This is a genomic window from Campylobacter geochelonis (genome assembly GCF_013201685.1).
Taxonomy (GTDB): Bacteria; Campylobacterota; Campylobacteria; order Campylobacterales; family Campylobacteraceae; genus Campylobacter_B; species Campylobacter_B geochelonis.
The window spans coordinates 1916293-1929989 of record NZ_CP053844.1 but is presented as its reverse complement, the minus strand read 5'-3'; the positions used below and the strand labels follow the sequence as shown (position 1 = coordinate 1929989).

Annotated in this window: 16 protein-coding genes; 7 read left to right on the top strand and 9 right to left on the bottom strand. The window is 31.5% G+C overall.

Annotated elements, in window-relative coordinates:
- Positions 1-680: 680 nt before the first annotated feature.
- From CGEO_RS08845 to CGEO_RS08830, 4 genes are all read right to left on the bottom strand, one after another.
- Positions 681-905 (bottom strand): hypothetical protein, encoded by a 225-nt coding sequence (locus CGEO_RS08845; protein ID WP_075540198.1) that lies wholly within the window; start codon positions 903-905, stop codon positions 681-683.
- Positions 905-1255 carry a hypothetical protein gene (locus CGEO_RS08840; protein WP_075540199.1) on the bottom strand — a complete coding sequence of 117 codons (351 nt, stop codon included), beginning with the start codon at positions 1253-1255 and terminating at the stop codon, positions 905-907. Before CGEO_RS08840 ends, CGEO_RS08845 begins: the two co-directional genes overlap by 1 nt.
- Before the next feature lie 10 nt (positions 1256-1265).
- Positions 1266-1619, bottom strand: a complete 354-nt coding sequence (locus tag CGEO_RS08835) for a hypothetical protein (protein WP_075540200.1) — start codon at positions 1617-1619, stop codon at positions 1266-1268.
- A 544-nt stretch (positions 1620-2163) separates the two neighbouring features.
- A complete protein-coding gene (locus CGEO_RS08830) occupies positions 2164-2373 on the bottom strand; it encodes a hypothetical protein (RefSeq protein WP_075493142.1) in 210 nt (69 codons plus the stop codon).
- Positions 2374-2541: 168 nt separating this feature from the next.
- Here CGEO_RS08830 and CGEO_RS08825 point away from each other — a divergent pair, with 168 nt between their 5' ends.
- A complete protein-coding gene (locus CGEO_RS08825) occupies positions 2542-2715 on the top strand; it encodes a hypothetical protein (RefSeq protein WP_165589859.1) in 174 nt (57 codons plus the stop codon).
- Between the two features lie 128 nt (positions 2716-2843).
- Here CGEO_RS08825 and CGEO_RS08820 read toward each other — a convergent pair whose 3' ends face one another.
- The gene (locus tag CGEO_RS08820; RefSeq protein ID WP_133147232.1) at positions 2844-3095 is read right to left on the bottom strand and encodes a hypothetical protein; all 252 of its coding nucleotides are present in this window, start codon (positions 3093-3095) and stop codon (positions 2844-2846) included.
- 622 nt (positions 3096-3717) lie between these two features.
- Here CGEO_RS08820 and CGEO_RS08815 point away from each other — a divergent pair.
- A complete protein-coding gene (locus CGEO_RS08815) occupies positions 3718-3885 on the top strand; it encodes a hypothetical protein (RefSeq protein ID WP_165590161.1) in 168 nt (55 codons plus the stop codon).
- 9 nt (positions 3886-3894) lie between these two features.
- Entirely contained in the window at positions 3895-5466 is a 1572-nt protein-coding gene (locus CGEO_RS08810; RefSeq protein WP_075540202.1) for a disulfide bond formation protein B, read from the top strand.
- 696 nt (positions 5467-6162) lie between these two features.
- Here the strand turns inward: CGEO_RS08810 and CGEO_RS08805 are convergent.
- Positions 6163-6747 (bottom strand): GNAT family N-acetyltransferase, encoded by a 585-nt coding sequence (locus CGEO_RS08805; RefSeq protein ID WP_075540203.1) that lies wholly within the window; start codon positions 6745-6747, stop codon positions 6163-6165.
- Between the two features lie 13 nt (positions 6748-6760).
- The gene (locus CGEO_RS08800; RefSeq protein WP_075540252.1) at positions 6761-7699 is read right to left on the bottom strand and encodes a DUF2156 domain-containing protein; all 939 of its coding nucleotides are present in this window, start codon (positions 7697-7699) and stop codon (positions 6761-6763) included.
- Positions 7700-7915: 216 nt separating this feature from the next.
- On the opposite strand from CGEO_RS08800, the gene CGEO_RS08795 reads away from it, so the two are divergent.
- The gene (locus CGEO_RS08795) at positions 7916-8044 is read left to right on the top strand and encodes a YHYH domain-containing protein (RefSeq protein WP_106380113.1); all 129 of its coding nucleotides are present in this window, start codon (positions 7916-7918) and stop codon (positions 8042-8044) included.
- Positions 8045-8108: 64 nt separating this feature from the next.
- On the opposite strand, the gene CGEO_RS08790 is transcribed toward CGEO_RS08795, so the two are convergent.
- A complete protein-coding gene (locus CGEO_RS08790; RefSeq protein WP_075540204.1) occupies positions 8109-9287 on the bottom strand; it encodes a BaiN/RdsA family NAD(P)/FAD-dependent oxidoreductase in 1179 nt (392 codons plus the stop codon).
- Positions 9288-9289: 2 nt separating this feature from the next.
- Positions 9290-9760 (bottom strand): hypothetical protein, encoded by a 471-nt coding sequence (locus CGEO_RS08785; protein ID WP_075531852.1) that lies wholly within the window; start codon positions 9758-9760, stop codon positions 9290-9292.
- 113 nt (positions 9761-9873) lie between these two features.
- Between CGEO_RS08785 and thiM the strand changes: the two genes are divergently transcribed.
- The 3 genes from thiM to CGEO_RS08770 all read left to right on the top strand — a co-directional run bounded on the left by thiM (position 9874) and on the right by CGEO_RS08770 (position 13697).
- Positions 9874-10683 (top strand): hydroxyethylthiazole kinase, encoded by an 810-nt coding sequence (gene thiM / locus CGEO_RS08780; RefSeq protein ID WP_075531853.1) that lies wholly within the window; start codon positions 9874-9876, stop codon positions 10681-10683.
- A gap of 1154 nt (positions 10684-11837) precedes the next feature.
- Positions 11838-12881, top strand: a complete 1044-nt coding sequence (locus CGEO_RS08775; RefSeq protein ID WP_075540205.1) for a type II asparaginase — start codon at positions 11838-11840, stop codon at positions 12879-12881.
- 108 nt (positions 12882-12989) lie between these two features.
- Complete coding sequence (locus CGEO_RS08770; RefSeq protein WP_075540206.1) at positions 12990-13697, top strand: MlaA family lipoprotein; 708 nt, start codon at positions 12990-12992, stop codon at positions 13695-13697.

The following is a 13697-nucleotide window of genomic DNA, read 5'->3' as shown; positions in this document are numbered from 1 at the left end:
TACTATTTTTATAATACAATACTAAGCTTCTTTACTAGTCTATGCTTGTAATATCTTTAAAATTCTCTACTTTATTTATTGTGATAGTTTGGTTATAACTGTAAATCTAAAATATCTTTACAATTCTCTTTCCTTGCTGTTTATTTGGTATATTAAAAGTGATATTAGAGTTTATATATTTGTGTGCTTATAAGATATACTTGCTTTTAACATTAAAATCTTAATTTAGAGCTTGTTTATAAGAAGTTACATCTTGAGGTAAATCTAAAATATCTTTACAATTCTCTTTCCCTGCTGTTTATTTGGTATATTAAAAGTGATATTAGAGTTTATATATTTGTGTGCTTATAAGATATACTTGCTTTTAACATTAAAATCTTAATTTAGAGCTTGTTTATAAGAAGTTACATCTTGAGGTAATTTATATATTTTATAATATCTCTATGTTTAAAACAGTTTAATCATATAGTTAATATAAATTTGGTATTTTTTATCAAATTTGACTAAAAATTTGATTGATAGTATTAAGATAAGCTAAAGATTTTTTCTTGTTGATTTGAGTAAAATCAGTTTCGAAACACAGTCTGTGATTACAAATCAAAATATTGATAAAATTATTGAATTTTTTAAATAATATAAGTTTTAAAGATTTAAAAGTATGTTAGATTATCAAATAAAAGTCAAGGGTTTTTCTGATTTTTTTGTAAAAAAGTGATAATAACATCAAGTTTTCCTTTTATGTTATGTATCTCTTTGTAAAAATCTTTAGTCTCTTTTTCAGACTCTTCTAATCGCTTTAAGCGAGTATCTACAACATTGATTCTTTGACTTATAAGCCAATTTAGCAAAGTTAAGATACAAGCAACTAAAGTTATAATAAGTTCAAAACTTAGTATAAAAGGCATTATGCACCAGCTATCGCTACTGATTCCATGCCGATAATATAAATTTCATCGGCTTTTACGCCATTAACAGTTATTCCAATTAAACCTGCTCTTATTTCATCTTCGCCAAGTGTAGATTTAGCATAAAAACTAAATGTGTATTTATCACCAGTTGTACTATTTTTAAGAGTTAGAGTTACCTTGTTACAATTTGCAACAGTTTCATTGCCAACTTTACTTACAACTTCATAAACAACATAGCTGCCATCAAGATGAGCGTTAGCAAAGGCTAATGCTTCAGCTCCAGCAGCTGGAACAGCAAATGTAAATGTTCTACTTCCAAGAGTATTTTTTATTATTGATTTTGACATATCCTATCCTTTATGCATCAAATTTCATTTTGGCGTAATCGCATTTTTGAACTTTATCAGGCTCATAGCCGATTGTAAATTGTCCTACAATGCTAGCACTAATATCTGTAAACTGGCTGGCTGGTTTTACGTGCGGAAAACTTACCTGCGTACTTTTTCTTGCACCCATTTCACCCTTTGCACCAAGAATAAATGTTTTTTTATTTAGAGTTGCTGGTAAAGTTCCAGCAGTTCCACCTTGTCCAGCGCTTTTATAAGTTTCAACGCTTCCTTCCATTATAGTTGCAATCTTTGCTAAATCAGCATCGCTTGCAATCACATTTACAGTTGTGGTTTGAAGTCCACTAATGTATTGTTTTAACATTCCTTATCCTTTAAGATATATTTTTGTATTGTATACATACGTAAAAATTATAGAGCCTATTAAACTTAATACAAGCCTTAACGCATATAAAGACCATATATTAGAGTTTTGTAAGATATTAATACAAAAGTTGATAATTTAAAAAAGTGTAAATTTAATATATTTATCGATTCTAGTGAATCAAGTTGCTAATAGCGCATAGTAGGCAGATTTGTGAATTTGGTAAAGGTGGAGAGTTTAGCTCTTTTCATATTCTGACTTATACACGCCCAGAATAACCTTTTTAAGCTGGTGACTTCGCGTAAGGCTATAAAAACTTGCACGGCGCAGAGCGCCTGAAGTTTTTATAACGCCCTAAGCTCCGCACAAAGCTTAAAAAGAAAGCTCAGTGTATAGGTCAGAATAATGAAAAAGAATATTCAAAGTTTAAAGAGGTGAAAAACTGAAAAAAGAAGCAACTACAAATTGCAAATTTTAATCAAATTTTAAAACAAAAGAGTTTCCAAAAGGACTTTAAATTTTGTCTATAAAACAAAAAAATAACTTAAATTTCATCTTTTAATAGTTCTTTTATCTTATCAAATTTAAGAGATTTTTCGTAGTAATAAAACCAAGAATTAAGCCAAGATGGAAACGGTTTACTTATTCCATTCCAATTATTTACAGTTCCATAAGGTAAACTAAGCAAATTAGCTAAATCTTTTTTATTTAAATTGAATTTTTGTAAATAATTATCAAAATTATCTTTCGTCACAGCAATCCTTTTATTTATTTATAGACAAAATTATATCATAAAATAACTTTTAAAGCAAATAAAATAACGATTCGTTACTTTATTAAGATAATATTAAGTAACTATTAGTTATAATACTAGTATAAAAGATAACAAATAATTACTTTTAAATAAATCAAAAGGATAAAAATGAAAAAAGAAGTAAGCGAAAAAATAGAAAAACAGGTTAATGCCTTGTTTGACGATTTAGACAACATAGCAAATAATCTAATTTGGTGGAATATAGCAACAAACATAACAACAGAGAAATTGTTATATATATTGGAAATAAAGATAAATGAAAAAAAAGAAAGGATAAATTAAGATGTATGAGCTTATAAAAAACATAGGTTTAGGTATGTTTGTAAATGGTGCGTATGCTTGGCAATTTAGCGAAGCTACAAATAAAGGTTTTTTAGCTATAATTGAAGGAGTTTTAATAATGGCTTTGGCTATTTACCTTTATTATCATCACTTAAACCAGGCTTTTTAAAAGTATAAGTATATAATGGATTTACAGAGCCTATGTTATCATAATATAAATTAATAAGTTTACCGCCAAGAGTAAAGATATTACGTCTCCTATCTTCAATACTATGCTTGACAATTTTTCCATCTTCTGTATAAAATCCAAGGTATCCATAATAATCAACGAATTTCTCATAGTTATCATAGATAACATTGCCTTCTCCGCTATCAAGCACAAAATCAATATTACTAGTACGATTTTCAGGGGAGATTAGCAAAGGTGCTAATTTTTAGTATTACAATTGCTCATTTTTTATAACAAATCTATGCCGTAGAGCCGATAGCTTGGAGGGTTAATGATATCTTGAAAATTAGGAGTGGATAGTCAACTATACTAACATTTCTTAGAACGGTTTGATTAGCAAATAAATTTATAAGCATAAATTCTAAAACTGCAAATCGATTTTTTCAAGTGCTAAATTGTAGTTTAAGTCTTATTTAGCAGAATTAAGGTAAAAGAATTGGTTTTTATAGTTTTATACGCTTTAGCAAGTTGCATAATAGCGATATTACGTTATAAAAAGACTGCACGGAATTTTTTCTTTATTTTTACATTCGTTAGCAAATATTTTTATCAGCCATTTTATCATAGAAACTTTTTTTAAAAAACCAAATTTAGAAAATTTAAAAAGATTATATAAGATATTTTTTTGGCATAATAATTAAATTCTATATAATTATATATTGATTTTAGTTATTAATTGCAAAAAAATAGTTAAAAAATTATGTTAAACTTAAAAAATTTAACTAATTATAAGTTTTATAACAATAGAATATAACATCTTAAAAGGAGTATATATGGAACTACTTTCACTCGTGCTTTTCGCACTTAGCATTTTAGTTTTGTGGTTTAAGCCACAAAAGGAAAAATTATCATTTGGGTTATTTTTAGGTGGAACTGCCATATGCTTTGGCATGTTTTTTATCGCAAGTTGGACATCAGTCTTGCCACATTGGACATTTTAAGGAGAGATGATGAAAGACTTTTTAACTCAAAAATATTTTGATATTTTAATCGCAACTGCTGTTTTGCTAGTGCTTGGAATCCCAGTTGGTATCGCAAACATCTATCTTGGCTACATCATCGGCGAAAGCCCATGCACGCTTTGTTGGAACGAGCGAATCGGCATGGTTGTCGTTGGTATGCTTGGAATTTTTATACTTAGATATGGACTTAGAGCAAAATACCTCGTAATGGTATTTTTAAGTGCTGCTTATGGACTTTTTATGACATTAAGGCACTCATCTTTTGATGGAACTCAAGCCGATGTTGGCATGGGATTTGGTGGTGCTATTTTTGGAGCGCATACCTATACTTGGGGAATTTTTGTATATTGGGCTGTGATTATAGCTATGAGTTTGCTTCTATTTTTTATGCGAAATGAAAATATTGCCAAAGAACTTTACGCAAAAGAATTAAAAATAAAAGAATTCTCTCCTTATTCTAAATTTGTTGTTGGCTTATCGCTTTTCGTTATACTATCAAACGGACTTCAAGCTTTTATCTCAACTGGAATTCCACCATATAGTGGCAAAGGAGAGCCAGAGAGATTTAGTTTCGAGTATGTTACACAGCGTTGGACTTCTCATGTTTGGGATAGGCTTGCAAAACCTATATCATTTACAGGTTCAAGTGTTGTTGATTCGCCGTTTGTCGCCGGAGAAAGCGCACCTAAAAAATTTGCATTTAATAGCGATGAGAATGCAGGCGTAGCTGTAAGTTTAAAACCAGCGCCAGCTGTGCTTGAGTCAAAAGAGTTACCATTTCAAGCGGTTGGACTTTTCGAGCATGGAAATGCAGCAGATATCGCTTATAATAGTGAGAAGAATCAATTTGCTATCACTTCAACACAAGCTGGAATTTATTTTACAGATGATAAATTTAACCTCAGAGAAAATGCTATTTTAGATAAACCAAACGGTTATGACATTCCGCTTACCGTAGCTAGTACATTTGTAGGAAATCAAGTAGTTTCAACAGCATATAACAAAACTCTTTGGATAGTTGAGCAAACTCCGCAATCAAAAATCGATGAGTTTAAAGAGTGGAATGTGTTTCGTAAAACAAGTGGTGGATTAATGGCACCGCTTTATAGAGAGCGACCTTGGGTAAATACTGTGCGTGCAAAAAAAGCATATATATTAACTTTAGCTTATGATAAAGATAGTAAATATATGTATATGTTAAGTGTGCCAAATCCAGCTAGCCAAAAAATCATCCTTATCAAAGTAGATCCAAAGGACAACACGCTAAGTGGCGAACTAGTCGTTAAAGCTGGCGAGAACTTCGCTATAAAGGATAAAAGAAAGATATCTGAGTATTACATCACTGCTGGCGATATAAAAGATGGTAAATTCGTAGCTTATAGCAAGAATTTTAATACTTTGCTAGTTATTGATTTGCAAAGTGCGATGGTTGAGGATGCTTATGCGATGCCAAAAATCAATGGCGAGATAAGCGGACTAACATTTAAGGGCGATAAAATAGTGATTTTAAGTCATAAAGATAGTAAAGATTACGTAAGCGAAATTCAAAATCCGTTTTAAAATTTAGCCCTTTTTTGGGCTAAATTTCTACGTTTTCTTGCTAAAGATAAATTTTAAAAAATTCGTTTTCAAATTTTCTCTGTTTTTGTTAAAGACAAATTTTAAGAATCAAATTTATCCAGTTTTTATAAAGCTAAATTTAATTGCTTTGCGGTTGTGAATTTTCTAGTATGGTTTGTGTTTTTGCAAAAAGCTTTACTTAAATTTAGTTTTAAAATTTAGAAAAACAAACTAGACAAGCTTTTTGCTAAGTTATTTTGTGTAAATTTAAAAATCAAACTTTTTATTTTATACTTTTTTTATTTTTTAAATTTTTAATGGGTTTTAAATATTTCATTATAAATAAAATCATTTATTATCATTTTAGAATAGAAATAAACGCATCAAAAGCCATTTTTAAAGGACTAGCGCCGTTTTGTTTTTGACAAAGTTGCAAATAAATCGTTTTGTTTTGTGCGCTAAATTTAAAAATATATAAATTTAGTAAATCTTTATTGGCGGAGATTTGACCTATAAAGTTCTACTGGTGTTTAAATTTATTTAGCGGTTTAAATTTACAAATTTATTTATGCACATTTCTATTTTATCGTAGTTGCACCATAAAATATAAAATTTATTTTTATAATTTTTCATATGTTTAACTAGATAAAATTATAAAAATTGTTAAATTATCCAAAAATCCAAAAGCTTGTTAAGCTATAAAATTTGCTCGCTCTTAACCATCAAAAAAGCATCGCACCCATCATCGTAGTATTTTGGCAAAGTTTTTATACTCTTAAATCCAAGTTTTTCATATAAATTTATAGCTTTCGCGTTATCTGTTCTAACCTCGAGTTTAAGAGAGTTAAAACGCGAAATTCCAAACTCAAGCAAGGCTTTTGCAACGCCAAGACCGCGTGCATTTGGCAAGACTGCAAGAGAGTAAATACGCGAAGTTTTTAGCTTAGGTAAGATTAAAATATAGCCTAAAATTTTGCCAAATTCACCATAAATCAAGCTGTTTTTTATAAAATTATACTTTAAATTTGCCCCGTTTTCTTTCTCTTTAATCAAGCTAATTTCAGCGCTATTTTTAAAATTTAGCTTACAAAAATTATCTTTTTTGACATCGCAACCAGCCCTTGCGACATATAAAAAATTTCTTTTTATGTGGTAGTAAAAACTCGCCTTTGAAAGCGGTGAGTTAAATTTATCAAAGCATTCATTTTCGAGTTTAAAAAGTACGCCAGTATCGCAAATGGTCGCTTTTGTGATTATAAATTTTGTTTTTTGCTCGTTCATTTTTTCTCATTATTCATATTTTTTGATATATCGAATACTTTGTGTTAAGCCTGTATGGATGATAACTCATCTTGACTTTTTTAAGGTTTTCAAAGCCCATATCATCGCCTACGTTGATAAATTCGCAAGAGTATTGGCTGCTTAAAATTTTGCTAAATTCACGGAAGATAAACTGAGCGCACCCAAGAACTTCAAAATTTGTCTTTTCTAACAAAACGCTAGCAACGCCCTCATTGATTTTCTCGCCGACCGTGTAGCCTTGCAAACGCTCATCGATATATAGCACGATACCCATAAGTTCGAGCTTTTGATGGTATTCAAGCATTCTTTTTATGGCGGCTTTTTCTTGATACATTCCCTCCATAAAGTCATCCATTTGTTCTTTTGGTGTGTATTTTAGGCGGTTTTGAACCCAAGTGTTTGAAAGTGTGATAATCTCTTGTGCGTGTTTTTCTGGCTCAAGTGTGACAATTTTAAAGTTTGGATATGTGTTTTTAAATTTATTTATCTCTGTTCGCTTTGTGTGATAGGCATTTCCGTGCAGACTTATCAAGTCATCTGCCTTATAAATGTAATCCACAAGCTTTTTTTCAAAGATAAAATCAGCAAAAACATCAAAAATGCTTGCGTTTTTATCAAGCATTTTGGCAAATTTTTCCAAAATGCACTGCGCGACATAGTCGATACGCGAGTAGTGGGGTGATGAGTTGTTTGAGTTCATTATCTCAAAGCACTTATTTATGGCTTTTTTGAGGTTTTTTAGCTTGCCAAGTGGCGGAAGTAGCATGCTAAGTTCGCTTCCGCTCATCGCAAAAAGACAAAAGCAATCTTCGATGGTAGCGTAAAATCCGCTAACGTTGCCAAGCCAGATAAAATTTGCTGCAAATGTATAGTCGCTGATATCGACAACTTGATCTTCTCCAAGCTCTAAAAGATACTTTTCCATCACCATTTTAGCGCTAATATCAAGCTTTTTAAGCTCGATGTCGTTTATGATAAATTTCAACTTTTTTCCTATGTAAATTTTCGCAATTATATTCCAAATTTAAGAAATTTAAGCAAGAAATTTGCGAAATCGTATAAAGTAAATATTAAAATATAAATTATTTACCAAGTATATTTAAGATATATTATTATATAATTTTTTCCTATATTTAAAGGAGGATTTATGAAAAAAATATTTATTGTTTTGACTTTGTTGTTTTCTTTTGCAACTTTGGCGATTGCACATTCTGGTGGAACCGATAGAAACGGATGTCATACAGATAGCAAGACTGGCTCATACCATTGCCATTAATAAAATCAGCCAAAATGGCTAGTTTATGACAGGTGCGCTTTTTAAATCTGCAAACTTTGATTTGTTAAAAAGCGCTTGTTTTGCTAAATTTAGCATTTAAAAACTCGCTTAAAATTTTTGCACTCGCAAAGGCAAAGTGCAGGTTGTATCCTCCAAGCATTCCGCTAACATCTAAAATTTCCCCTATAAAAAACAGCCCTTTTTCTTTTTTACTTTGAAAATTTGGCAAAATTTCATCTGTTTTTACACCACCTTTGGTTATCTCTGCTCTTTCAAAGCCAAAATTTCCAGCTGGAGCAAAACTATAAGAAAAAAGTTTTAAAACCTTTGCTTTTTCAACTTGATTATAGCTATCATACGGCTTATCAAGCAGGTTTTGTGAAGATAAAAATTCCTTTGTAAAACGCTTTGGAAGTGGCAAAAGTGTGCTAAGCTGTTTTTTGCTGTTTTCTAACTTTTTTATAGAAAAATTTGGAACAAAATTTAGAGTGATTTGCCCTTTTTGCCAAAACAAAGAAGCGTTTAAAATAGCTGGTCCGCTTATGCCTTTATGCGTAAATAGCGCGTCTTGATTAAACTCAAATTCATTAAATTTAAGACAAACCGGCAAAGAAACTCCGCTTAAGTGTTTAAACCAAAACTCATCTTTTTGCACGGTAAAGCCAACAAGAGCAGGGAGAGGTTTTTGCACGTTTAGGCAAAACTGCTGGGCGATTTTATAGCCGATATCGCTACTTCCAAGCGCTTTATAGCTTAGTCCGCCACTTGCGATGATGAGATTTTGAGCTTTAAATTTGGCATTTTGCGTTGTGATGATAAACTCATCTTTGTCTTTTTGCACCTCTAAAACTTCGCTGTTTGGGTATAAATCGCACTCTTTAAGCTTTTTTAAAAGTGAGTTTAAAACCGCTTTTGATGAGTCGGCGCAAAAAAACTGGCTGTCTTTTTGCTCGCTAAATTTTAACTCACTAAAAAAGTTTAAAACATCGCTAAATTTGAGTTTTGATACGCTTTGTTTGATAAACTCAACATCGCCTAAGTAGTTTTTAAAGCTTATATGGCGGTTTGTGATGTTACATCTGCCGCCGCCACTTGCTAGAATTTTTTTGCCAAACTGCGCGTTTTTTTCTAAAATGGCGGTTGAATTTTGTAAATTTTTATCTAAATTCGCAGCTAAAAATAGTCCAGAAGCGCCACCGCCGATGATGAGAATTTTATAAGTTTTAGCGTTTGGATTACTCAAATTTATGCTTTAAGACTATCTGATTTTTGGTTTTCTAAGCTATCTTTTAAAATTTTAGTTATCTCATAAAAAGATTTTTCATAAATATCTGGCAAAACCGCCTCTTTATCGCAGTAAAATCGCAAGAAGTTAAATTTATCCTCGCCTTTGTATGGCTTTTTAAATTCAATGTTTAAAACTTGTATATTTTTCTTTGATTCCATCGTTTTTGTATCGATTTTTTTGATATCTTTAAAGTTAAATTTAGCCATTTTTTTGTTTTTTTCTATGACAAATCCATCATCTAAGATTTCTAAAAAGTTATTGCTAAGTAGTTTCTTAACACAAGCCAAAACCGAAATAACACCCACAACAAGCCCAAACACGGCACTTCCACCATATCCTTCAAAGACAGCTATAATGCTAAGTATGATTAAAACTACGCCAGCGATACCGGCAAAAATGGCTGATTTTTTGTTTTCTTTGATGATCATTTTTACTCTTTTTATTAAATTTATCAAATTATATAGAGTAAGAGGTTAAATTTGATTTAAATTTGTATTTATGGTTTTTATGAGATAATTAAAAATCAAAATTTGGAGAGAAGATGGAAAATTTTATTAACAAAATCAAGGCAAAAAATCCGCTAATCCACTGCATAACAAACTACGTAACCGCAAACGATGTCGCAAATGCGCTCTTAGCAATCGGCGCGAGTCCGATTATGGCTGATGAACCAGAGGAAGCGTATATGATGAGTGCGATTTCTAATGGGTTGGTTGTGAATTTAGGCACGCTAAACAAGCATAGTATCGAAGCGATGAAAAGTTCGCTTGTAACGGCGAATTTAGGCGGGATTGCAACTGTGCTTGACCCTGTTGGCGTAGGTGCGAATAAATTTAGAACAAATATAGCAAATGAGCTTTTGAAAAATTATAAATTTAGCGTTATTAGAGGAAATATATCTGAAATAAAGGCGCTAGATGGGCTTGTTTCGCAGACAAAAGGCGTTGATGCAAACGAAAAAGATGAAGAGTGTGAGCAAAGCAAGGTTGATTTGGCTAAAAGCTTAAGCCAAAAGACAAACGCTGTGGTCGTGATAAGTGGTAAAATCGATGTAATTTGTTATAAAAACAGAGCATTTATCTGCGAAAATGGTGATGCGATGATGAAGGATATAACAGGAAGTGGCTGTATGCTAAGTGCGCTAATAGCGGCGTTTTGTAGTGTTAGCAAAGATTTGTTTGAAGCTAGTTTAAAAGCGGTTGTTCTATCTGGCGTGGCTGGAGAGTTGGCAAGGAAAAAGACTGATGCGCAAAATGGCGCAAATGCAAGCTTTAGAAACAATTTTATAGATGAAATTTATAAAATGGATGATGAAAAGCTTGAGAAATTTGCTAGATTTAGCGAGATTTGATGGTAGTTTTGCTTGATAGCGTTAGGTTGCTAAAAGCTTAGTAAATTTGTATTTTTAGATGAATTTTAAATTTGGCTTTAGAATTTAATTATTAAAATTTTATAATATATGACAATAAAAATATTATTTAAAATTATTTTTTAAAAATGCAAAATGAATTTGGAAAAGTAAAAAAAATTGTTAAATTTAAATGCTAAATTTGACAAATTTTTATGGTTTAAGAGCGTTGTAGAAAATTTAACAAGCGCTTATGCTTACGAAGTGCTTAGCGTGAAATTTAGTTACAAAGGGCAAATAAATTTTTTATTATAGACCCTAAATTTAGAAAATTTTACACCATAAAAATGCATGAAATTCTACAGCCATCTTAAAATCGATATTTAGTTAAGATGAATTTGGTGCTAAATTTGCATTAAAAACGCAAATTTAAAAGAAAAAAAGTATATAAATTTAAAAATATATAAGAAAACCATAGCCAACTTAAAAATCAAATTTAAAGCAGATAGACTAAATTTTGATAAAAAGTGCAAAGGTTGATTTTGCTTATTTTAAAAGTTGAGTAAGATAAATTTATGGTTTTACAACCGCAAAAATATGGGTAAAATCTCGGGTGCTAGGCGTTAGTATTTTATTAAAAGTAAACTAAACGCACTTTGTCATGTTGATATAAAAGTTAAATTTTATATCAAAGTAGCAAAATTTATAAAATAATAATAAATTATAATTAAACTCAAATTTGAAATACAGTTATAAAAATTTATTATATAAATAAATTCAAATATATCTTTAGTTCACTGAATAAATTTAGCACAGAAAAACCTTGTCTTAAAACAAGAGAATTCAATAGCGCTGATTTTAGTCATAAACCGTAAAAAACGGGGATAAAATAGATTTTACCGGATAATTTTACATAAAATTGTATTAAATTTAGTAGATAATTTTATAAAATATTATTAATAAAATTCATATAAGTACAAGAAAATTAAGTAAATTTATATAAATTTAAAAGTGAAATTCAACGTAAATGCAATATAAAATCACAAAAATATTTATAAATTTAAGATAAATTTAACAAATAAAACTAAATTTAAATAGTATAATTTTGCTAAGTTTTTGCGTTAGCAAAAGCAAAATTTGATTACAAGGAGTTTAAAATGCGTGCATTGAAATTCTTAGCCATTGTGTTGTTTGGCGCTACGATTGCGTGGGCTAAACCTACTATTTATATCCTAGCTACTGGCGGAACAATAGCTGGTGGCGGTGCTGGCGAGTTGGGTACTAACTATACTTCTGGAACTGTGACAGTTGATAAACTAATAGCAGCAGTCCCTGAAATCAACAAAATCGCTACAATCAAAGGTGAGCAAATCTCAAACATAGGCTCTCAAGAGATGAACAACGAAGTTTGGCTAAAACTTGCTAAAAGAGCAAACGAGCTTTTAAAAAGCGGAAAAGCCGATGGTATCGTCATCACTCACGGAACTGATACGATGGAAGAGACTGCTTACTTTTTGGACTTAGTTGTAAAAAGCGATAAACCTATCGTGCTTGTTGGTGCGATGAGGAATTCAGACTCGCTTAGCGCTGATGGACCACTAAATTTGTTTAACGCTGTAAATGTCGCGATGAGTAAAGATAGCGTTGGCAAGGGCGTTATGGTTGTGATGAATGATGAAATTCACGCTGCTAGAGAAGTCACTAAGACTAATACAACTAGCGTTGATACATTTAAATCCCCAAACACTGGTAAAATCGGCACTGTATTTTACGGTAAGGTTAAATTCTACATGGCTCCAACTAGAAAACATACAAAAAATAGTGCTTTTGATATCGCTAAAATCGAGTCTCTACCACGAGTTGATATCATCTACAATCACTCAAATGATGACCCGGACTTCGTAAATACTGCCGTCGCTAATGGTGCAAAAGGTATAATTAACGCTGGAATGGGAAATGGAAATCCATATCCAAGCGTTTTAGAAGCGCTAAGCGAAGCTGTTAAAAAAGGCGTTATAGTGGTTCGTGACTCTCGCGTTGGAAGTGGCGAAACAACCGCTGGTGGCGAAGTTGATGATAGTAAATATGGCTTTTTAACAAGCGATAACTTAAATGCGCAAAAAGCTAGAGTTTTGCTTATGGTAGCGCTTGCAACTACAAATGATAAAGATAAAATTCAAAAATATTTCTTAACTCACTAGAGCTTAAAAAGGTGGCGAATTTGCCACCTTTTACCTAAATTTACCATTGATTTACCTGTTTTAAAGTTATAAATTTGTAAAATCATAGATTACTTTAAAGGAAAATTTATGAAAAAATTAATAGCTATAATTTTTATCGCAATTTTTGCTTTTGCAGATGGTAAAATTTCGCAAAACGATATGGACGAGTTTGATACTGAATTTGCTAAAAAAGAGGTTTTTGACCCACTTTCTGGCTATAACCGCGTTATGACAAGTGTAAATGATGCGTTTTATGACTATATACTTAACCCAGTTGCAAGCGGATATGACTATGTGATGCCAGATCCCATTCAAGGGGCATTTTCAAACTTTTTTCACAACCTTTTATATCCTATGCGTTTGGTTAATAACTTGCTACAAGGCAAATTTCAAAACTCATGGGAGGAGACTCAGCGCTTTTTGATAAACTCAACTATCGGGTTTGTCGGGCTTAGTGATGCGGCGACTATGCATTTTAACATACCTCGCCATAATGAGGACTTCGGACAGACTTTGGGGCATTGGGGTGTTGGCAGCGGGTTTCATATCGTGTGGCCGATTCTTGGACCATCAAATTTAAGAGATAGTTTTGGGCTAGTTGCAGATCACTTTACAAATCCGATTAGTTATGTTGATGATGAGTGGGAAGCTGCTGGTATCAAGGCATTTTCAGTGGTAAATGAAACATCGCTTAACCCAGATGAGTATAAAAATATAAAGAAAAATGCCATAGACTTATATCCGTTTTTGCGCGATGCATATGAGCAAAGACGAGAGTATCTAATCAAGGAGTAA

Bases quoted from the DNA above. Each gene is read 5' to 3' on its own strand.
- CGEO_RS08785 (WP_075531852.1), bottom strand. From the start codon at position 9,760: ATGATCATCAAAGAAAACAAAAAATCAGCCATTTTTGCCGGTATCGCT.
- CGEO_RS08845 (WP_075540198.1), bottom strand. From the start codon at position 905: ATGCCTTTTATACTAAGTTTTGAACTTATTATAACTTTAGTTGCTTGT.
- CGEO_RS08775 (WP_075540205.1), top strand. From the start codon at position 11,838: ATGCGTGCATTGAAATTCTTAGCCATTGTGTTGTTTGGCGCTACGATT.
- CGEO_RS08840 (WP_075540199.1), bottom strand. From the start codon at position 1,255: ATGTCAAAATCAATAATAAAAAATACTCTTGGAAGTAGAACATTTACA.
- CGEO_RS08770 (WP_075540206.1), top strand. From the start codon at position 12,990: ATGAAAAAATTAATAGCTATAATTTTTATCGCAATTTTTGCTTTTGCA.
- CGEO_RS08795 (WP_106380113.1), top strand. From the start codon at position 7,916: ATGAAAAAAATATTTATTGTTTTGACTTTGTTGTTTTCTTTTGCAACT.
- thiM (WP_075531853.1), top strand. From the start codon at position 9,874: ATGGAAAATTTTATTAACAAAATCAAGGCAAAAAATCCGCTAATCCAC.
- CGEO_RS08825 (WP_165589859.1), top strand. From the start codon at position 2,542: ATGAAAAAAGAAGTAAGCGAAAAAATAGAAAAACAGGTTAATGCCTTG.
- CGEO_RS08805 (WP_075540203.1), bottom strand. From the start codon at position 6,747: ATGAACGAGCAAAAAACAAAATTTATAATCACAAAAGCGACCATTTGC.
- CGEO_RS08815 (WP_165590161.1), top strand. From the start codon at position 3,718: ATGGAACTACTTTCACTCGTGCTTTTCGCACTTAGCATTTTAGTTTTG.
- CGEO_RS08810 (WP_075540202.1), top strand. From the start codon at position 3,895: ATGAAAGACTTTTTAACTCAAAAATATTTTGATATTTTAATCGCAACT.
- CGEO_RS08835 (WP_075540200.1), bottom strand. From the start codon at position 1,619: ATGTTAAAACAATACATTAGTGGACTTCAAACCACAACTGTAAATGTG.
- CGEO_RS08800 (WP_075540252.1), bottom strand. From the start codon at position 7,699: ATGGTGATGGAAAAGTATCTTTTAGAGCTTGGAGAAGATCAAGTTGTC.